The following is an 18,300-nucleotide window of genomic DNA, read 5'->3' as shown; positions in this document are numbered from 1 at the left end:
TATTCAAGCCGGCTCGGACTGGACGAGCGCGGCCAACGAGCTCGGCGACAAACGCGGGGTTCCGCCGTAGCGGCCGGTGAGGTACCGCCGGGAGATGTTGGCGTCCGGGTGCTTCGGGAAGTCCGCCAGGCTGGTCAGCTCGGTGACACCTTCGTAAGACTTGTCCGTAAACCAGACCTGCTCAGGAACAAGCTTTACCTCGCTTAAGGGCGACAACACATAGGACTCGTGGCTTGTGAAGATCAGCTGCGCATGCTTGGTATTGACCGTCGGATCCGCAAAAGCGCCTAGCAGAACCTCGAGCAGGTGTGGGTGCAAGCTCGAATCGATCTCATCAACCAGAAGGAGTCCGCCTCGTCGGAGCGTCTCGAGCGCCGGTACCGCCGTGGCAAGCCAAGCGACCGTCCCGTCGCTCTCCTCCTGGATCGAGAAGGCGGGGCAGTCCTCGGCACCGCCTCGGTGGGTGAACACAAGATGCCGGATGACCTGCTCGAGCTGCTCGAGGTCGAGCTCGGATTCGACGTCGTCGGCAGAGTCGGGCTCCTTCGTTGACTCCTCGCGAAGTTCGCGCTGAAACTTGAGAACGGCCTTCCGGACCTGCTCAGGAATGTCCCTTTCCTCGATGGCGACCTTGACGACGCCGATGTCGGCAACCTGCAGAAGTGCCTCGAGGTCGGCGAAGGTGATCGTCTTCTCTGCCAGTGAGTCGGCAATGTCTCGGAGACGAGCCTCGCGATGAGAGTCCTTCACAAGCACCGCATCGAAGTGCGTCACCAGATCGTGGGCGACCGCGTGCAGTGTCGTGTCTTCCAGCAGGAGCGCACGGCTGAGGACAAGTTCCCGCGGGGTGACCTCGATCTTACCGCGCAATGCCGCGTGGAACGTGAGCGTGCCATCCTCGCGGTCACGCTCAAGCAGGGTGCGCCAGCGCAAGCTGGGCACATCGCGCATCCACTCACGCCTGATCCCCTCCGCGTCGACCTCAAAGCCGTACAGGTGCCGGCGTCCGTCGTGGACGAATTCGAGCTCGTATGTGCTCGAGGACGAGCGCGCCGTCCCATCGAGCCGGAAAGGCGCCCGGTGCACGGACTTGGATGCCTGCCAGCTGGTCGCGGACATTTGGATGGCCGTGAAGACGTAGCGGAGGGCATCGAGCACGGCGGACTTCCCTGTTGCGTTACCGCCGAAGATGCCCGCGAGCGGGTAACTCACGCTCGACCAGTCGAAGTTCCTCGGCTGCAGGGTCCGAAGGGAGGAATGCGTGAGGTCGAGCGTGATTTCATCCCTGACGCTGGCGTGGTTACGCACCGTGAAGCTCAACAGGATCATGGACCGACTATAGCATTCCGAGAGAGCTCAAATTTACTATTTTCGAGCGGATTGCATACTTCGGATGTCTATATCGTACTAAGCGGACCAGTTTGCCAACTTGCCGTGATCCTTCAAGAGAACGTCACACAGGTGGGTGACGTTCCGAGAGTGGCGCGAGTCTTGACGCTGTATTCGACCGCGCTCGGCGTGGCGCTGCCGGAGCTCTTCTAGCCGGTGCGCGCGAAATACAGGGCCCTCGAACCAGACATCAATTCCTATGTCCCATCCACCGGTAGCCGCGAGAACCGTCGAGCATCGTCACGCATCCGCTCAAGCGCGGCGAAGTTGCTCAGCACGATCTCCGGTTCGTACGTTGCTGTAGCTCTCAGCTCCCGCACCCGAGCGAGAAGCTCCCGATCCGACAGGCTCTTCAGCCATGCTGAGATCTGCGCAGCACTCGGAGCGTCATCCATCTGAACGATGGTCTCTACCATGTCAAGCCGAGCAGACGCGGCCTCCAGGCGATCGCTATGCAACTGTGCTGCAGATGTCGCCGACCCGCTTGGTAACGCGCTGCGCTCGTCTTCACGGCCAACCGAGATCTCGTACCGAGCAGGCAAGGTCGGTGCCGGTGGTTCGATCCCGGTGATCAGCCGTGGCACTGCCTGAGTTCGCACCCACGTAGCGAGTTCGTCGAGTTCCTTCACCAGCACCGGCCAGCGCTCGGTACCGGGCCGGTTGATACCGATGGTCGGGAAGAGCGCGACAGGGATGCGCTTGCCTCTGGGGGTCTCCGCGATCACCTCTCCGACCTGCAATGGCACCTCTGGACGACGCTCGACATCTGCCAGTGTCGGCGGCGTGAGGTCCTCGCGATGGATTGCAGCGAGTCGGACGGCCGTGACCGCTGGTGTGCGATGCTTCGAATGGTTCGTGTGCAGGGCTAGCAGCGCCATCGGGTGCTCGTGCGAGCTTATGGTCCGGTGGAAGGGTTGGAGCCTTCCGATGCGCTTGATCAGCTCACCACCCCGTTGCAGGGAGGGAGGTCCGTTCTTCGCACGGCCCTTCACCCATGCCTCGAATGCATCGTAGGTCTGCGCCGCCGGCTTCTCGACGACCTTGGCCACCTTCTCGTCGAGGGTGCCATCGCGGTACTCGACTTCGGCAAATACGGTGTGCTCGATCGCGTTTCGCAGGACGACCAGGGCGTCGGCGGCGAGGAGGACGACTTTGCGCGGCATCGGCGAGATGCTCACCACGACAGTCCGACTGTGCGTGATCATCGGCACCTCTCGCAGCTGGATGATTCCTTCCGGCTGTGTCTGATAGTCGAAGAGGAGGCTGGCGACTTCTCCGATGAGCTCGTCGGCGTGCGCGAGCGTCGCCGCCACGGCCAGATGGTGGTCGGGCAGCCACCCGTAGCTCGAACTCATCCTCAGTCCTTCTGAATTAGCGTTATATCTGGAGTCCATGCTCCGACCTTCACGGAAAGCGCGGCGAATCGGGAGTGATCTACCCGATCTCGTGATGACGATTCCGAGAAGATTGACGGCCGACGTCGAGGACCGCATGCCGTACAGCCGTCACCGGCGTAGATGATGGCGGCTCTAAACGCGGTAACCGCATGCTCACGAGCCTTGACGACAACCGGCGTCTCCGCGCATAGACGTGCACCAGAACGATCTGTTACCTGCTCTGCTCAGTCGGCCGTCTTAGTTGGCCGCGTAGTTCACATTCGACCGTTTCCCTTCTGTGGGAACGTATCGATGGTGGAATGTCCGGGCGACATCGCGTAAGTGGGCAGGGCACAGCTCGCTGATACTGTCCGACGAGGCTGCCGACTGTGTCTCATGCAAGATCACCGCAGCGTTCAGCATCGTTGTCGCGACGTATAGAAAGTCCGCTGTGATGTTGAAGAGGTCGGCTGTTTCCTGCATGTGTCTTGTCGTCCAGGTATAACCGTGTGCGAAACCCGATGCGATTGAGTACATCGATTTCGCCATACCTGCCATCGGGGTGTGCTGTGGGTTCACGGCTGTCTCATCCACCCACGCAGAAGCAATTTCGATCTGTTGCTCGATTGTCGGCGCACCCGCAACCGCGTCTAAGTCGCTGAGTACGCTAACCGCCTTGTCGAGGTCGGAACGCAGATCGGCGAGATGGGACTCATGTTGCGCCCCTAGGGATTCGTACCCAGCGACTTGCTTTGTCAAGAACTTCTTTTGTCCGAGTACTTCTGCTTTGACCATGCGCAAAGCGCGATCGCGGCGTTCCGACCGTTCTGTAGGGGACAAGAGCCATACCGCGCGAGCGGACGACTCGAGCGCAGACCGACACAAAGTTACTACTGACATCGAGCGCATCTGACCGTTACGGTCCCAGTCGTCGATCAACCGAACAACCGTAGTCAAGTTCTCCGCAGCAACCATCGTCGGGAAAAGCGCGTGGTCGCGAGTTGGAGACGCCGATACGTTCTCAGTAACGACCGCAGAGAAAAATTCGGAATCGTCGAGGTCGAGAGGACTTCCAGGTCGCGGTTGGCTCGGGTTGACACGCCACCTTTCGAAGAGCCTGGCCTCCTCGATTCGTGAGTCGATACGAGCGCGTGACGGAATCAGCGCACGTGATAGGAGTGCACGTGCGATCGCAGCTTCTGGCGACTCCAAGTTGCGAGGAGGACTGGCGCGTGGGCGCCTACTGGCATCCTTAGGCGACTTCTTGCGACGTTTGGACTTCGACTTGCCCATCACTCCCCCATTGGCGGAACCAGACCTCGTCTAACAGTAGGTCAGAGCACCGACAGAAGGGGCTGGCGATACTCGAACAAGACGCACCATTGCGATGCGCCTGGATGACCTATCAAAGGCCAATGTCAGTGACAGCGTTTCCGACCAGAGGCGCGTGTTCGCGCCGGTACACCTCGACGGAGTCGAGGCTGGCGTGGCCGGTCTGGTGGCGATGGCGGTTCCATCGGCGGAGGTAAAACTGTGCTGAACTGGCAATTTGATGTCGACGGTGCGGAAAATGCAATTTTCATAGCCGACATCTACAAATCTTGGAGCGACTAGTCATGACATGTTGGTGCGATGGCGATCGTCGAGATCATCTCGCCCCATTCGCATGGGGCGACGCCGTATTCTCCGTTTCGGGTGTCGACGAATAAACCAGCGCGGCGTCGTCCCTCGTCCTGAGGTTCGTGTTGGTGCTACCCGTGCAACAGCCGGTTCTAGCTGCTTCCAAACAAGTTTGGAAGGCAAGACGATCCAGTGCACGACGGCAGCTGCGGGGTCGAGGGGATCTGGTAGCTGATCGTGATGGAGGGCGCATCGTTCGTCAGCGAGAACGTCCCGCCGGCCGGTACCAGTGACGATCCTCCGCCGCCGCTTCCGAAAGTATCTGCAGCCCCGCCGCCACCGCCGTACCAGCCTCCGCCGCCTCCCCCACCGGTCACATATCCCATCATGCCCATCGGATCGTAGCCGCCGTCGCCGCCCACCCCGACACTTCCCGGCTTTCCATTCCACTGCTCAAGCTGCCCGGCACCGCCCGCCCCTCCCACAGTCGCAGTTCCGGAGCCACCTCTCGGGCCGTCGGCAGCAGCAGAGGATGCTGCCTCCACGGCGTCTGCACCCGGCAACGTCACCGCCCCACCTCCGCCGCCTGCAACCAGAATGCGCGACAAACGGTCGAACTGATCGAAACGCACATCCGATGCCCCACCCCCTCCAGCACCGATGAACTGCGCCTCGTTGGTCGGAGTTCCACCGAATCCACCGCCGTTGGCTCCACCGAAACCGACCTGCTCGACGCCGACCGCGGTGTCGGTACCGTTCCCGCCGACTGCTGCGTACAGCACCCGCACCCCATCGGGCATCGGCACGGTCGCGGTCACCGACGCACCACGACCGAACAGCGTCTCGGTCGGCAGCCCGCGCATGATGCCGCCGCGGCCCCCGACCGCGGCGATCTGCACCGAGTCCACACCGTCGGGCAGCGTCAACGCCGTGACACCCTGGGTGTACGTACACGTGACAGACCCCGCCGCGTTCTCCTGCACGCATTCCGGCGAGAGCGGATCTGCACTCGCAACGATCGGCGCGAGTAGTGCCGCTGCAGCGGTGACAGCTGCGATCAGTGCGTAACGCCGATGCGTGAAAGTGTTCATACTTTGGGTCTTTGCTTCCGTGTCGTCCAATCGAGTCCGATCCCGCAAACGATGCAACCTCATCGGCAGCATCCTCGACCAGTCCCTGTTCTGGGACCTTCGACGGATGGTCACATCACTCGGTTGGAGCCTGACGTTGACACACCACCCCCGCCGGAACAAGCACCATCGCGACTGTGACCGACACCAGTCGGAACGGGGCACGTCGGTGTTCACGAATCCAAGGACTCGGACCGCGCAGACCGCCCTCGCCGAAATCTACGCGTCACCGGGTGTGGGACGCCGTGCACTCGTCGCGGTCTCGGTGGTGACCGGCAGCATCCGAGAGTGGACGGGTGCGAGCAGGTATCGCATCGAGTAGCGCCCTTTCACCGGGTCGTAGGGACGGTAGACGGCGAAAACGAGGATGTGCCACCACCAGTGCCGCCGGCGCGGTGCCCGCTCGGTCGCTGACCATCTCGGGTGGTCACCGTCGACGATGGCAGTGGAATCGCCCGCAACGATGGCCACGAATTGCATCGGCTGTCGACGGCGCCTACCCGAATTTCGCCGAGGCGCTGTACGCGATCAACTGCAACGACGAGCAGCGCAACACTGCCGAACAGGAGGTCGAGCTCAAGGAGCGAATTCAGGGCATCGCGCCGTTCACCGACTCAGGTCTGGGGCCGGAAGGTGCACGCGACCCGTGTGAATCCTGGCCCGTCGAACCCACTCTGGGATTCCCGTACGCAACCGATATCGACGGTCTGCCCGACACGTTGACCATCTCCATCACCGGCGACCCGTCCACGCCCTACGCGGGTGGTGTCAGCCTTGCCGAGACGCTGGGTGGGTCACTGCTCTCCGTCGACGGAGACCAGCACACCGTCGCGTTCTCCGGAGCGAACGACTGCGTCGACACGGTCGTAGCCGAGTACCTCGTGGACCTGAAATCCCCACCGGAAGGCACCCTCTGCACACTGACCTAGACCGTGCCGACGGCACGTGTCGGGTAGCACGATCACCGGGATCTCCGGTGATCGACCGAATCTTCCTGACCGCAGTTTCCATCTCCGGATGACGCATCACGGATGCGGTTACCGCCCGCCCGGTACATGGTTAGCTTGGGGAGATGATGGTGATCGACGTCCATACGTTCGCCGCGGTCAGTGCTGCGGCATGCGGCGCGGTAGTGCTTGTGGCCACGAAGGGAACGCTCTTCCACCGGTGGGCTGGTCGGATGTACGTCGGTGCGCTGTCGGTCATGGTGCTCTGCTCATTGTGGATCTACGAGATACGAGACGGGCCCAGCGTTTTCCACGGGATCTCCCTCGTGGTTGTTGCCCTGATGGGGTACGGGACGATGCAGGCGAAGCTTCGACGGCGACGGGACTGGCCGCGCCGCCATGGCGCCGCAATGCAAACGACGCTGTTGTTGCTGATCGTTACCGGGACGGCGCAGTTCTTCGACGAACTCCCCCTGCCGCATGATGCGTTGAACGCCATCATCTTTCTGCAGCTGCCTCTGATCGTCGGCTTCGTTGCGATCGTTCGGGGTTGGCGTAGAGCACCCCGGGTGCAGTGACTTGCACCAGGACCTCTCACTCCAAGCGCCGGTGTCCTTGTGGAAGACATGGCCGGCCACGTGCCGCAACTGCCGAGCTCGCAACGCAGCCGCCACCGTCCACGCCGCCGACCCCACCTCCGGCCGCATGAACGCCCGCGCTCGACAACCCCATCGGCCACCACGTGCACCACTCGACCTCACTCCTCGTCAAGAGTGGAAGTCGAGGGTGGAAGTCGGCTACCTGGGCGATGCTCGTCTACATTCGGTTCGGATGTCATGATCGGTGCCGAGATCGAGTGGTCGACGTGACTGCTGGGCTCACGAGAAGAAAGTTCGATGGTCATGGCGCAGGGAACAGTGAAATGGTTCAACGGCGAGAAGGGCTTCGGGTTCATCGAACAAGACGGCGGCGGAGCCGACGTGTTCGTGCACTACTCCGAAATCATGGGCTCGGGATACAAGTCACTCGATGAGGGCCAGCGTGTTGAATTCGAGATCGGACAAGGCACCAAAGGCCCTCAGGCCACCAGCGTCCGCGCTCTCTGAGTTTTTATTGGCAGCCTGAACCGGGGACTCGTATGGGCGGGCGCGTCATCCTTCTCCGTGTCGAGAAGGGGCCGCCCGGTCCTGGTCGCGGAGGGGTTCGAAAGTAAACCTGCCGCGCGCGCCTCGCACCACCAGCTGCCGAGGGCGGTGCCCCCGAAATATGAGAGGACATCGCCCGCTGAGACGCCTGCCCCGGCGTTCGATTCTTCGGCGAGCAATCAAACGCCGGGGTGGCTGATCGGTGTGACCACAGACAACTGTGACGATCAACCAACGCCCATCGTAAACACACTCGTCTGCTGCGGTCCCAGATTTCAGTCGACACCATCACTGCTGGCCTGGTGCGCGAGCAACTCGGCGGTGTCGATGAGCCTATAGAGCCGTGCCGCGACAGCATCGAAACCGAGCTGCCGGTTGCTGTAGCGAACGAGGGCGCGTCTGGCTTGATCTGCATCGTAAAGCAATGCCGCGATCACAGGTTCGGCCAGAACCACCGGCCTCGGCGCACCCGCTGTATCCGCAGCGCCGTCGCAGCCGGTTACCTCCAACGGCGGGTGTTCGTGCGCGCCCGCATCGCCAAGGGAATCGCCGTGCAGGAGTTCGTATGCCCGTCCGGGCGGCCATCCCAGGGCGAAATCGAGCTTTCGGAGCATTTTGGGGTGAACGGGCATATCGCGACCGGACTCGATGTTGGTCAACGTGCTGTTCGACGGTCCTCCTGCCTTCCACAGCTCGACCTGACTGATACTCAACTGCGCGCGCCGGTCCCGCACAGCTGTTCCCAGACGTTTAATGTCGGTGTTATCGGCGTGGGGCACAACCTCAGGTCTACTCTCCTCCCGAGATACCGCTGCGACGGCGTCGACGTTTCAGTCGAACTACTTTTCCGGTCACTCCCACACCCACGATCACCCACCCGGCCGCAACCACGGCTCCACCCCACACCAAAGCCCCGGAGACGATGTTTCCCGTGTAGACGTATCCGATCGCCGCCCACAAGATCCCTATCACCAGGAACATCACCATCACCGCGGCCGCCGCCCGCACCGTCCTGTTCACCCAACAGGTCTACCGCACCAGACACCTCGCTCAGAACCCTAGCGACCGGAATGTACCGGCACGTTCGAGCACCCGGCGTGCACTGTGGAACCCCACAGCTGGCGTGCAGACTCGATGACGCAGCGGTCACGACCAGGTCGATCTCGAGTTCGGGCTCACGCATCGCCGCCGCTGCTGTCGCCGCGTACCGTGCGAGGCGCGAAATCGAGGACTCCACGTCGATGTAAGCGGCCCACAGCCCGTTCCACCGGACGGGCGAAACAGCGATGTCGACTGCGCCTGCCCTGTGCGACCGCTACCTGACACCCGTGAACAAGGACGTGCCCGGGCATACCCGGGCACTGGGACCGGGCTCGCTCTCCCGCCCACGGCAGGCGCCCTCAAGACAGCGATGGACGGGGTGCCGGCACCACAGACCGGCACCGCCCGGCCTCGGCGCGCACCCAATGCACAGTGGGCGAATCGGTGTTGCCGAGACTTGCGAACGCAGTCCCGCGCAGTCAGTCCACCGCTTTCGTCTTTTGGGCGTGTCCTTCGGCGGAGTCCGCGAACTCGGGGGTGTCGAACACTTCACCGCCGAGGGGATCACGTGGGGCGTCCTCGGGGGAGTAGGCCACGGCTCCGGTGTCGGGATCGACACCGATCTGGTCGGAGGTGAGTTGATGCACGGCAACGACGAGGTGATTCGATGCCGGTGTGGCCAGGTTCTCCCGTGACGGCGACAGTCCGGAGAAGGTGGAGGAAATTCCGGAGCCGCGGCGCCTGGGTGTCGCTACGGGCGTGTCACCGCCGGGCGGCGTGGTCGCGTCGGCGGCGGGAGTCACACGCACATAACTCGGGGTGGTGGCGACGTCGTAGCGGAAGGCTTTGAGCATCGACACGCAGGCCAAGACCAGCACGATCGAAAACGGGACGGCGGTGGCGATCGAGGCGGTCTGCAGTGCCGTCAGCGATCCGGAACCGCCGATCAGCAGCAGCACGGCCGCGGCGATTCCTTCCAGGACGGCCCAGTAGACGCGGGTGATCTTGGGGGTGTCCAGGTCACCTCCGGTGGAGAGGATGTCGATCACCAACGACCCGGAGTCGGAGGAGGTGACGAAGAAGAACACCACCACCAAGATCGCCAGCACGCTGGTGACGGTGGCGAGAGGAAACCCGTCGAGCAATGCGAACAGGGTGGTGTTGGTATCGACTTCACCGGCTGCGGTGAGCATGTCACCGTCGTTGCGTTGCCGCAGAATGCCTGCGTCGCCGAAGATGGTGAACCACAGTGAGCCGATGATCGTCGGAGCGAGCAGCACACCGAACACGAATTCTCGGATGGTGCGTCCGCGGGAGATGCGTGCGATGAACATGCCCACGAACGGTGCCCAGCTCATCCACCAGCCCCAGTAGAAGATCGTCCACGCACCTGCCCAGCCGTCGTCGGCGAACGGGGAGGTCCGCAACATCAACTCCGGTAGTGCTTGGACGTAGCCGCCGAGATTCTGCACCCAGGACTGCATCAGAAACAGTGTCGGACCCAGCAGTAGCACGAACACCGCCAGTCCCGCGGCGAGGACCATATTGATGTTGGAGAGCCACTTGAGTCCCTTGGTGACGCCGGAGACCACCGAGAACGTCGCCAATCCGGTGACGAAGACGATCAGGATGATGGTGAGCCAATTGTTGGTCTCGACCCACCCGAGATAGTCCAGGCCGGCGGAAATCTGTTGCACACCGAAACCGAGGGATGTCGCGACACCGAAGAGAGTGCCGACGATGGCGATGACGTCGATGGCGTGCCCGATCCCGCCTTCGATCCGCCTGCGTCCCAGCAGCGGTTCGAGGAGCCAACGCACCGACAGGGGCCGACCTTTGCGGTAGGTCATGTACGCCAAGCCGAGACCGACGACGACGTAGATCGCCCACGCGTGCAGACCCCAGTGATATAGCGTCAATTCCATGGCTTGATTCGCTGCGGCGTCGGTCGAACCGGCGACGCCGCCGGCTTCGGGTGGGGTGACGTAGTGGGAGAGGGGTTCGGCGACACCGTAGAACACCAGCCCGATGCCCATCCCTGCGCTGAAGAGCATCGCGAACCAGGAGAACACCCCGAACTCGGGTTTCTCGTCGTCGCGGCCGAGTCGAATGTTCCCGACGCGGCTGATGCCGCAGTACAGGGCGAACAGAACGAAACCGGTAGCGGTGAGGATGTACCACCAGCCGACACCGTCGGTGATCGCAGTGTTGAGGGCATCGAAAGCATCCGATGCGGTACTGGCGAACACCACCGAGAACACGATCATTGTGGCGATGATGGCCGAAGCGGGCAGGAAGACCGGTTTGCGTAGACCCCGCCACGCTGTCTTCACGGAATTCATAAGCGTTGCAGTCCTTGCGTTGTGTTCGATCATCGACGTTTTTTCACTATCGACACTGACCCCGACCTTCACAGCACGGTAATGCCATCACCACAAGGCACCAAAATTCCTTCCCAGTGAATGCCCGCAGAGCCACTACACAGTCGAGCCAGCCTCACGACTGATCACACCGTTCACCCCCACTCTCCGCACCCGGTGCCTGCCCCTGATGATGCGACTGCGCAGCCCGGCGGCTCGATTTCGTCGCAGCGTCCCGCTGCCGATAGAGTCGATCCTCGGTGCGCCGGGAAGTCTGGTCGGCATGAGACGACCGTGCCCGAAAACTATCGAAAGGCCACCACTGCTGTGACGTCTTCCCCACCTGCCCGCAGGCCGCTGTTCTCCCGCGGCTCCTACTCCGAAGCCAACCGCATCGCAGCAATTCTCCGCAAGGAAACCGTCGGCGGCATCCTGCTGCTCATCGCCGCCGTCGCAGCCTTGATCTGGGCGAACTCACCCTGGTCCGCCGCCTACCACGCAGCGATGAACGTCACCGTCGGACCGTCGGCACTGCACCTGGACCTGACCCTGTCGACCTGGGCGGCCGATGGGCTGCTGGCCATCTTCTTCTTCGTCGTCGGGCTCGAACTCAAACGCGAATTCGTCGCCGGCGACCTCCGCGACCCCGCGCGGGCAGCACTACCCATTGCCGCGGCCATAGGCGGAATGGCATTACCGGCAATCATTTTCGTACTCGTCAACCGCACCACAGGCGACGGCGCCCTACAAGGATGGGCGATACCCACCGCCACCGACATCGCATTCGCTGTCGCCATCCTCGCGGTGATCGGCACGCATCTTCCGACCGCTCTGCGCACTTTCTTGTTGACCCTCGCTGTCGTCGACGACCTTCTGGCGATCACCGTCATCGCTGTCTTCTACACCGACGAAGTCGATTTCCGAGCACTCGGATTGGCACTGATTCCGTTGGCCCTGTTCACGGTCGCCGTCCAGAAACGAATCCGATCCTGGTGGATACTGCTCCCACTGGCGTTCGTGACCTGGGTGCTGGTGCACGAGTCGGGCATCCACGCCACCGTCGCGGGAGTGCTGTTGGGCTTCGCTGTTCCGGTGATGCGTAGCCGAGCAGCGGGCGGACCCGAGGCAGGCCCCGGTCTGGCCGAGCATTTCGAGCACCGTATCCGGCCGCTATCGGCCGGGGTGGCGATCCCAGTCTTCGCGTTCTGCGCCGCCGGAGTAACCGTCGGCGGGTTCAGCGGCCTCACCAGCGCACTGACCGATCCAATTGCCCTGGGCATCATCGCCGGCTTGGTGGTGGGCAAGACCGTCGGCATCTTCGGGACCACGTTCGTGCTCTCGAAATTCACCAAAGCAGCACTGGACAAATCGGTGCAGTGGATCGACGTCATCGGCATTTCGCTGCTCGCTGGCATCGGATTCACCGTGTCCCTACTGATCGGAGATCTCGCCTTCGGCCCCGGCACCGAACGCGACGATCACGTCAAGATCGGCGTCCTGACCGGATCGATCCTCGCCGCCGTCCTCGCATCGATCCTCCTGCGATCGCGTAATCGCCTCTACAAGCGCATCCACGACGAAGAAACTCGCGACGACGACCACGACGGGATCCCCGACATCTACCAACAGTCCCATCCAGCCCCGCACGCACCGAAATAGGCGGTATCGGGCCCCGGCACCACCCAGGCGTCCGGCGACACACAACAGTGAGTATCAAGTGCCCCATCAACACAGGGGGCCAGCACCACTTGTTTCGCGCCCACTCACGCAGGCGAACGCGCGGTTTACCGTACCTGGCACCGGCCACCGACGAGGACTGGCTGTTACGACAGCGCCAGGAGCGCGACGTCGTCTTCGAGGCCGCTTCCGAAGCTGTTCAGCAAGTCCACGAGGTCGTCGATGATTCCGGGTGCGGTGGTCGGGGCTGCTTTCTGCGCGAACCGTTCGAGTGCGCCGTAGTCGTCGTAGCGGCCGCGACCGGGTCCGGTCCGGGCCTCGGTGAGACCGTCGGTGTAGAGCACGAACACATCACCGGCCGCAAGCTGTATGTGCGCCGCGGTGAACCTCGGTGCAGCCAAAGCGCCGACCAACTGCCCACCGGGAGTGTGCACATACTGTGCAGTCCCATCGGCGCGCAGCACAAGAGCCGGCGGATGACCACCGCTGGCCAGCTCGATCACGGCACCACCTTCCCCACTCGGAGTCACCGTGCCGTAGACGACCGTGCAGAACCGGGGATCATTGCCTCGAAACTCGTGATGAAGCACGGTATTCAAGTTGTGCAGAACCGTGACCGGATCACGATCGAACACCGCAGCCGCGCGTAGTGAGTACCGCGTCAGCGACGTCACCACCGCGGCGCCGGGGCCCTTACCGCTGACATCGCCGAGGAAGAACCCCCACGTACGCCCGTCGAGGGGAAACAGATCGTAGAAATCACCGCCGACGTCCTCGGTGACGGCGTGATGGTAGTAAGCGGCGACCTCCATACCCGGCGGCGCCGTGAGAATCGGCGGCAGCAACGTGCGCTGCAGCGTGGTCGCCAACATGTGACTTCGGTTCCGTTCGGCCTGAGCGGCTTCCAGCGCCGCCTGCGATGTCTCAAGCGCATCCTGCAACCTACCCAGCGCCTCTTCTGCGGTCTCGCAAGCAGTTTCAGCCAGAGATCGAGCCTGCTGGGACACGTCGCGGGCGTCGGTGAGCAGTTGCTGCCGAGCACCATCGGCGAGGGCACTGTGCACGGTGATCCGCACACTCACTCCTCGCCGGTCGTCGCCGCGTGCGTCGCCGCCGTCTACCTCGACGTCAGGAGAGCGTTCGGCGTTGGCCATCAACAACACCGGCAACCGGTCTCCGCCTGCACCGACGAGGTCCGCGGCCGCACCCACCGATGCGCTGCTCGACGCGTCCGGAGCAGTGGCAAGCAGATCCGTGAGGACATCGACATCGGATGATGCGAACATCGCACCGACGTCGGTGCCGATGATGTGTTCTGCTGATCGGTCGAGAACACGGCACAACGTTCGATTGACGTACCACACAGTCCCGGAGACGGCGTCGGCGACGATGTACCCGGCCGGGGCGGTATCGAGCAGATCGAACACCCGTTGCGCACCGACAACCCCATGCGGTGCGCCCCCGACTGGATCGTCGTCGGCGCCGTCATCGGCGCCCGTCACCAGGAACCCCTCGACGCGGGGCGCTCAGCGGCGTAACCACTCCCGTCTGGGAACGCGGCAACGTACCGCAGAAAACCCCGACTGGGGCTGCAAGGCGGTGTTCGAACGCAGTCACCATTAGTTCCTATCAAACACCGACCCTGAAGTACCCGAGACGGGCGAACCCGGTCGTTTCACAACTCGTCCCAGACACTGGCGTGAAGTCGACCGCTCGCGGGGCCGGGCTGATCGTTGACCGGGTCAGAGGCGGTCTGCATTGGCGTTGTCCCGCAGCAGTGCACGTGAGCTGGTCTCCGCGCGACGCCGTCGCCGTGAACCCACCTCATGGCACGCACGCACCAACGTCCCGGACACCCGCCCCGCGGAAGCATTCGACACCTGAGCACGTCATACCGACCACAAACCAGCAGACTCGCGAGAGCGTGTAGCAGTACACCCGTAGGGAATGGGCGTGTGCTCTACCGTCGACGATATGGGTGCACCGCGGCAGGTGATGACTACGGTATGGGTCGACCGTGTCGTCTCTGCTCGCGACAGCGCAGGCCTCACCGAGGCCGCGTTGTGGTGCTGGGCGATTGCGGATCCTGCCGCCGCGGCCGACTTCGAACAAGTATTGCAGGTGTTCGGTTCAACGGTGGTCGATATCGCCGACCCCGGGCAGGTGCACCAGGCGACTCTGGGATTGCTCGACGCCTCGGCCTTACAAGCTCGTGATGGCCGCCATGGTGGTGATATTGCCGATCTCGCGGTCGATGCCCCAGCGGTGGTGTTCGACGTGATCGGACAGTGGTGTCGCAGCACCATCGCCTCGACCGAACAGTCGTGATCCCACTTCACAAGTAAAGGAAGTGCAGCACGGCCCGGACACACCGCCGGTATGCACGGCCATCACACTGCAATTTCGGTGTGTCTCGCGGTCAGTGGTCGGCGTCGTAGAGCAGGATCAGCGGGTCCACGCCGAGTCCGTTGGCTATTTTCTCCACCGTCCCGACGGTGACGTTGCGTTCACCGCGCTCGACCGCCGCGACGTAGGTGCGGTGCATTCCGATATGAACTGCGAACGTGTTCTGACTCCACCCTTGTTCGCGTCGGTACCGGCGTACGTTACGCCCCACCACTGATTGCAGATCCCCGATCACCTACGTCCCCGCCCCCTTCGTCCTCGCCCGCAGCGGGTCGACTGCAGGCGCGGCAGCGCTCGCGCGGACACCTTTGTCCCGTCGGGTGATCACGAACGCGATGACCGCGCACAACGAATACACGAACGCCCCGATCCAGGTTCGAGAGATCAGACACCCCGCGACACCGAACAGCAAGAACACGAGCAGAATTCGGCCCGACACCACGATGACCCGAGATCGGGTCGGTGCCCTCACCTGTACGGCCGACCCATGAGGTGAAGATCGGTGCCGGTGTCGGTGCCGATACTGGTGTGGGTGTGAGTGTCGGTTGAGGGGTCGACGGCGTCGTGGACTCGGGTCAGGTAGTGCCGCATGTGCTCGGCACGAGCGGTATCGCTGTACAACGTCGGAATCACAGCCACCAGCACCACATGCAATCGGTCCATCCGCTCACGCAGAGTGCTCACGTAGAAACGACGGGGATCGCAGAATCCCGCCACCGCCGCCACCAGCAGTTCGACGACCTCCACGACCCGCCCATCATCGGTCTCGTCGACGCTGCAGTCGTCGTCTCTGCGGAGCAATGCGTAGAAATGCTCGTGCCACAGCCGGTACACACCGATTATCGAGACGTCGGTGTCGGTGTGTGTTTCGAAGGCAGATCGGGTTGCTTCCAGACAATGCACCACCCGGGCGAGGGGGTCGAGGGAAGCCTGCTCGAGGAGGTCGTAGGTCAAGGCCACCACCGCATCGACCCCCGAGCCCGTTCGGCGGGACCGGCGATCGCACACGGCGGCGATGCGGGCATGGCCGTGCAGGTAGATCCCCGACACCAGCTCCGCTCGACTCGTGTACCGGCGCAATACTCGGGCTTTGGTGACCCCGGCGGCGTCGGCGACCAGCGCCCCGGACAGTGCATCGATGCCGCCATCGAGCATCATCACCGCTGCCGCCTCGCAGATCCGGACCTGTATCTGCTCGCTCGAAACACCCGTCGTCGCCATGGAAGCCACCTCGTCCTGATCCAGTCACCTATTCCGCAGTGGTCTGCTTCACAGCACGAAAAGTGATACATCATTCAATGTTTTTCCGATGTTACACAGACGAGTGTGCACGCCCTTGACGTGGACCCTGTTGCCCACGAGAGGATTTCACTCAATGAACAATCGCATCGAACCGTCGGCGCGCCCTGCGAACCAACCAGAAACAGCGGGTTCATTCGGCAACAACAAGATCAGCAGTGCAGCTGAGTCGTGGAGGGACCGTAAACGGTATCTGTGGCCGTTGGGATTGCTGGTGCCGCTGTCGCCGTTCCTGGCGTGGGGCGCGGTGACCGTGTTCGGGCTTGGACTGTTCTGGGCGCTCGGACTCATCGTAATGGGCGTGCTCATCCCGCTGGTGGATCTGTGCTGCGGTACCGACACCTCCAACCCACCCGAGAATGCAGTAGCTGGGTTGGAGGCAGACCGCTACTACCGGTGGTGCATCTACTTGTTCCTCCCCCTGCAATACGCTGGATTGGTCGCAGCGTGCTGGCTGTGGGTGCACGGCCCGCTCGGGGTGCCCGAGCGGATAGCATTGGCCCTGACGATCGGCGTCGTCGCCGGCGTCGGAATCAACGCAGCCCACGAACTCGGCCACAAAACCGAGTCGGTCGAGCAGTGGATGAGCAAGATCAGTCTCGCGCAGGCCGGGTACGGGCATTTCTACGTCGAACACAACCGCGGACACCACATCCGAGTCGCCACCCCCGCCGATCCAGCTACCGCTCGGTTCGGAGAATCGTTCTGGCGATTCCTGCCTCGCAGCGTCTACGGCGGCCTCGTCTCGGCGTGGGCGCTGGAATCGAAACGCCTCCGCCGACAGAGACGGTCTAGGTGGACCCCACGCAATCACCTGTTCAACGCTGCAGCACTGTCCGTCCTGCTCTTCGGGGTGTTGATTGTGGCGTTCGGATGGTCGATCACCGGGTACCTGATCCTGCAAGCCGTCGTCGCGATCATCGTGTTCGAGGCCGCCAACTACCTCGAGCACTACGGTCTGCTGCGCCGCAGGCGCCCGGACGGGCGGTACGAACGGTGCTCCCACGAACACAGTTGGAACAGTGACCATCTCGTGTCGAACCTGTTTCTCTACCACCTTCAACGCCACAGTGACCATCACACGCATCCGCTACGGCGCTACCAAGCACTGCGCACCGTCGACACCGCGCCGCAGCTACCTGCCGGATACGCCGTCATGATCATCTGCGCCCTCGTCCCCCCGTTGTGGCGGCACGTGATGGACCGGCGACTGCTCACCTTCTACGACTTCGACCCCGCACGGGTCAATATCGATCCACGTAGCCACCGCGCCCACACCAGACTCACCGCATTGACCGACAGCCCAGCATCGTGACCGAACACGATGACCGCACCGGCCACGACAGCAACCGCAGCGACAGTAACCGCAGCGGCAGCGACGCCGACCATGGCGGGCTCGCCGGGTCGAACGAGATTCGGGAACGCGTGTGTCGACGATACGGCCCCGTGCTGCACCGGCTACGTACCCTCGCTGCCAGCGATTCCGGGACCACCGAAGGCCGCGAGCATTCCGGTGGCCGGCCTGCCAGCGCCGTCTTCCCCTCCGATGGCCAGTTATCGGTGCAGGTGCAGGTGGTGGCCACCAACATCCCCATCGAACGCCTCACCCAGTTCACCGGCCACTACCCCGAGCTGTCGCGGCTGATGATCGTCACCGTCGCCGCCCGCGACACCCACAGCGGAAAGACAGTCGATCTACCCGGCGCAGAAGCCGACGGGTGGGCCACAGCACTGGCACCACAGGGATTCGGAGAGTTCGTGATCAGGCTCGGTGTCATGACCGGATCCACCGGCCGGGCAGTGCACTACCGCTACGTCCTCGGACCCGACCACCACATCTGCGCCCTCGACGAACACGACACCGCCCGCATGCGCGGAAACTACCGCCGATAACCCCTTACTCGCACCCC

19 protein-coding genes are annotated in these 18,300 nt (G+C 63.0%); 8 read left to right on the top strand and 11 right to left on the bottom strand.

Features of this window, described 5'->3' with window-relative positions; genetic code table 11:
- Nucleotides 1-3: 3 nt before the first annotated feature.
- From BH95_RS00205 to BH95_RS29760, 4 genes are all read right to left on the bottom strand, one after another.
- Nucleotides 4-1,320 carry an AAA family ATPase gene (locus BH95_RS00205; RefSeq protein ID WP_167336889.1) on the bottom strand — a complete coding sequence of 439 codons (1,317 nt, stop codon included), beginning with the start codon at nt 1,318-1,320 and terminating at the stop codon, nt 4-6.
- 266 nt (nt 1,321-1,586) lie between these two features.
- Entirely contained in the window at nt 1,587-2,744 is a 1,158-nt protein-coding gene (locus BH95_RS00200) for a hypothetical protein (protein ID WP_037180484.1), read from the bottom strand.
- A 279-nt stretch (nt 2,745-3,023) separates the two neighbouring features.
- Nucleotides 3,024-3,704 (bottom strand): hypothetical protein, encoded by a 681-nt coding sequence (locus tag BH95_RS00195; protein ID WP_157773004.1) that lies wholly within the window; start codon nt 3,702-3,704, stop codon nt 3,024-3,026.
- 833 nt (nt 3,705-4,537) lie between these two features.
- Nucleotides 4,538-5,476 carry a glycine-rich protein gene (locus BH95_RS29760; protein ID WP_052059912.1) on the bottom strand — a complete coding sequence of 313 codons (939 nt, stop codon included), beginning with the start codon at nt 5,474-5,476 and terminating at the stop codon, nt 4,538-4,540.
- A 208-nt stretch (nt 5,477-5,684) separates the two neighbouring features.
- Here BH95_RS29760 and BH95_RS28635 point away from each other — a divergent pair, with 208 nt between their 5' ends.
- From BH95_RS28635 to BH95_RS00170, 4 genes are all read left to right on the top strand, one after another.
- Nucleotides 5,685-5,837, top strand: a complete 153-nt coding sequence (locus BH95_RS28635) for a hypothetical protein (protein ID WP_157773002.1) — start codon at nt 5,685-5,687, stop codon at nt 5,835-5,837.
- A gap of 73 nt (nt 5,838-5,910) precedes the next feature.
- The gene (locus tag BH95_RS00180; RefSeq protein ID WP_037180476.1) at nt 5,911-6,444 is read left to right on the top strand and encodes an alpha/beta hydrolase; all 534 of its coding nucleotides are present in this window, start codon (nt 5,911-5,913) and stop codon (nt 6,442-6,444) included.
- A gap of 143 nt (nt 6,445-6,587) precedes the next feature.
- The gene (locus BH95_RS27675) at nt 6,588-7,040 is read left to right on the top strand and encodes a DUF2306 domain-containing protein (RefSeq protein ID WP_052059911.1); all 453 of its coding nucleotides are present in this window, start codon (nt 6,588-6,590) and stop codon (nt 7,038-7,040) included.
- Between the two features lie 324 nt (nt 7,041-7,364).
- A complete protein-coding gene (locus BH95_RS00170) occupies nt 7,365-7,568 on the top strand; it encodes a cold-shock protein (RefSeq protein ID WP_037180554.1) in 204 nt (67 codons plus the stop codon).
- A 314-nt stretch (nt 7,569-7,882) separates the two neighbouring features.
- Here BH95_RS00170 and BH95_RS27670 read toward each other — a convergent pair whose 3' ends face one another.
- The 3 genes from BH95_RS27670 to BH95_RS00155 all read right to left on the bottom strand — a co-directional run bounded on the left by BH95_RS27670 (nt 7,883) and on the right by BH95_RS00155 (nt 10,990).
- A complete protein-coding gene (locus BH95_RS27670; protein ID WP_052059910.1) occupies nt 7,883-8,341 on the bottom strand; it encodes a helix-turn-helix domain-containing protein in 459 nt (152 codons plus the stop codon).
- 55 nt (nt 8,342-8,396) lie between these two features.
- Nucleotides 8,397-8,627 (bottom strand): hypothetical protein, encoded by a 231-nt coding sequence (locus tag BH95_RS00160; RefSeq protein WP_157773000.1) that lies wholly within the window; start codon nt 8,625-8,627, stop codon nt 8,397-8,399.
- A gap of 500 nt (nt 8,628-9,127) precedes the next feature.
- Nucleotides 9,128-10,990 carry a BCCT family transporter gene (locus BH95_RS00155; protein WP_037180473.1) on the bottom strand — a complete coding sequence of 621 codons (1,863 nt, stop codon included), beginning with the start codon at nt 10,988-10,990 and terminating at the stop codon, nt 9,128-9,130.
- Nucleotides 10,991-11,335: 345 nt separating this feature from the next.
- Between BH95_RS00155 and nhaA the strand changes: the two genes are divergently transcribed.
- Entirely contained in the window at nt 11,336-12,667 is a 1,332-nt protein-coding gene (gene nhaA / locus BH95_RS00150) for a Na+/H+ antiporter NhaA (RefSeq protein WP_037180471.1), read from the top strand.
- Nucleotides 12,668-12,831: 164 nt separating this feature from the next.
- Here the strand turns inward: nhaA and BH95_RS00145 are convergent, their stop codons facing one another.
- Nucleotides 12,832-14,187, bottom strand: coding sequence for a PP2C family protein-serine/threonine phosphatase (locus BH95_RS00145; protein WP_244164734.1), 1,356 nt, complete (start codon nt 14,185-14,187; stop codon nt 12,832-12,834).
- 472 nt (nt 14,188-14,659) lie between these two features.
- Between BH95_RS00145 and BH95_RS00140 the strand changes: the two genes are divergently transcribed.
- A complete protein-coding gene (locus BH95_RS00140; RefSeq protein WP_037180469.1) occupies nt 14,660-15,013 on the top strand; it encodes a hypothetical protein in 354 nt (117 codons plus the stop codon).
- A gap of 91 nt (nt 15,014-15,104) precedes the next feature.
- Here the strand turns inward: BH95_RS00140 and BH95_RS00135 are convergent, their stop codons facing one another.
- From BH95_RS00135 to BH95_RS00125, 3 genes are read right to left on the bottom strand one after another with little or no spacing between them, the layout of a single operon-like run.
- Nucleotides 15,105-15,326: a helix-turn-helix domain-containing protein gene (locus BH95_RS00135; protein ID WP_037180466.1), complete on the bottom strand. Its 222-nt coding sequence runs from the start codon at nt 15,324-15,326 to the stop codon at nt 15,105-15,107.
- A complete protein-coding gene (locus BH95_RS00130; RefSeq protein ID WP_037180464.1) occupies nt 15,327-15,563 on the bottom strand; it encodes a hypothetical protein in 237 nt (78 codons plus the stop codon). It abuts the gene before it with no gap.
- Nucleotides 15,560-16,312: a TetR family transcriptional regulator gene (locus BH95_RS00125; protein WP_037180462.1), complete on the bottom strand. Its 753-nt coding sequence runs from the start codon at nt 16,310-16,312 to the stop codon at nt 15,560-15,562. Before BH95_RS00125 ends, BH95_RS00130 begins: the two co-directional genes overlap by 4 nt.
- 154 nt (nt 16,313-16,466) lie before the next feature.
- On the opposite strand from BH95_RS00125, the gene BH95_RS00120 reads away from it, so the two are divergent.
- Nucleotides 16,467-17,705: an alkane 1-monooxygenase gene (locus BH95_RS00120; RefSeq protein ID WP_080737914.1), complete on the top strand. Its 1,239-nt coding sequence runs from the start codon at nt 16,467-16,469 to the stop codon at nt 17,703-17,705.
- The gene (locus BH95_RS00115) at nt 17,702-18,283 is read left to right on the top strand and encodes a hypothetical protein (protein ID WP_037180460.1); all 582 of its coding nucleotides are present in this window, start codon (nt 17,702-17,704) and stop codon (nt 18,281-18,283) included. Before BH95_RS00120 ends, BH95_RS00115 begins: the two co-directional genes overlap by 4 nt.
- The last annotated feature ends 17 nt before the right edge of the window (nt 18,284-18,300 follow it).

The sequence above is a fragment of the Rhodococcoides fascians A44A genome (assembly GCF_000760735.1).
Lineage (GTDB): Bacteria > Actinomycetota > Actinomycetes > Mycobacteriales > Mycobacteriaceae > Rhodococcoides > Rhodococcoides fascians_E.
The sequence above is the reverse complement of the archived record's forward strand: the minus strand, read 5'-3'. Positions and strand labels throughout refer to the sequence as shown.

Excerpts from the sequence above, each read along its gene's own strand:
- BH95_RS00200 (WP_037180484.1), bottom strand. The coding sequence starts at position 2,744 with ATGAGTTCGAGCTACGGGTGGCTGCCCGACCACCATCTGGCCGTGGCG.
- BH95_RS29760 (WP_052059912.1), bottom strand. The coding sequence starts at position 5,476 with ATGAACACTTTCACGCATCGGCGTTACGCACTGATCGCAGCTGTCACC.
- BH95_RS27675 (WP_052059911.1), top strand. The coding sequence starts at position 6,588 with ATGATGGTGATCGACGTCCATACGTTCGCCGCGGTCAGTGCTGCGGCA.
- BH95_RS00170 (WP_037180554.1), top strand. The coding sequence starts at position 7,365 with ATGGCGCAGGGAACAGTGAAATGGTTCAACGGCGAGAAGGGCTTCGGG.
- BH95_RS00155 (WP_037180473.1), bottom strand. The coding sequence starts at position 10,990 with ATGAATTCCGTGAAGACAGCGTGGCGGGGTCTACGCAAACCGGTCTTC.
- BH95_RS00140 (WP_037180469.1), top strand. The coding sequence starts at position 14,660 with ATGGGTGCACCGCGGCAGGTGATGACTACGGTATGGGTCGACCGTGTC.
- BH95_RS00125 (WP_037180462.1), bottom strand. The coding sequence starts at position 16,312 with ATGGCGACGACGGGTGTTTCGAGCGAGCAGATACAGGTCCGGATCTGC.
- BH95_RS00120 (WP_080737914.1), top strand. The coding sequence starts at position 16,467 with ATGAACAATCGCATCGAACCGTCGGCGCGCCCTGCGAACCAACCAGAA.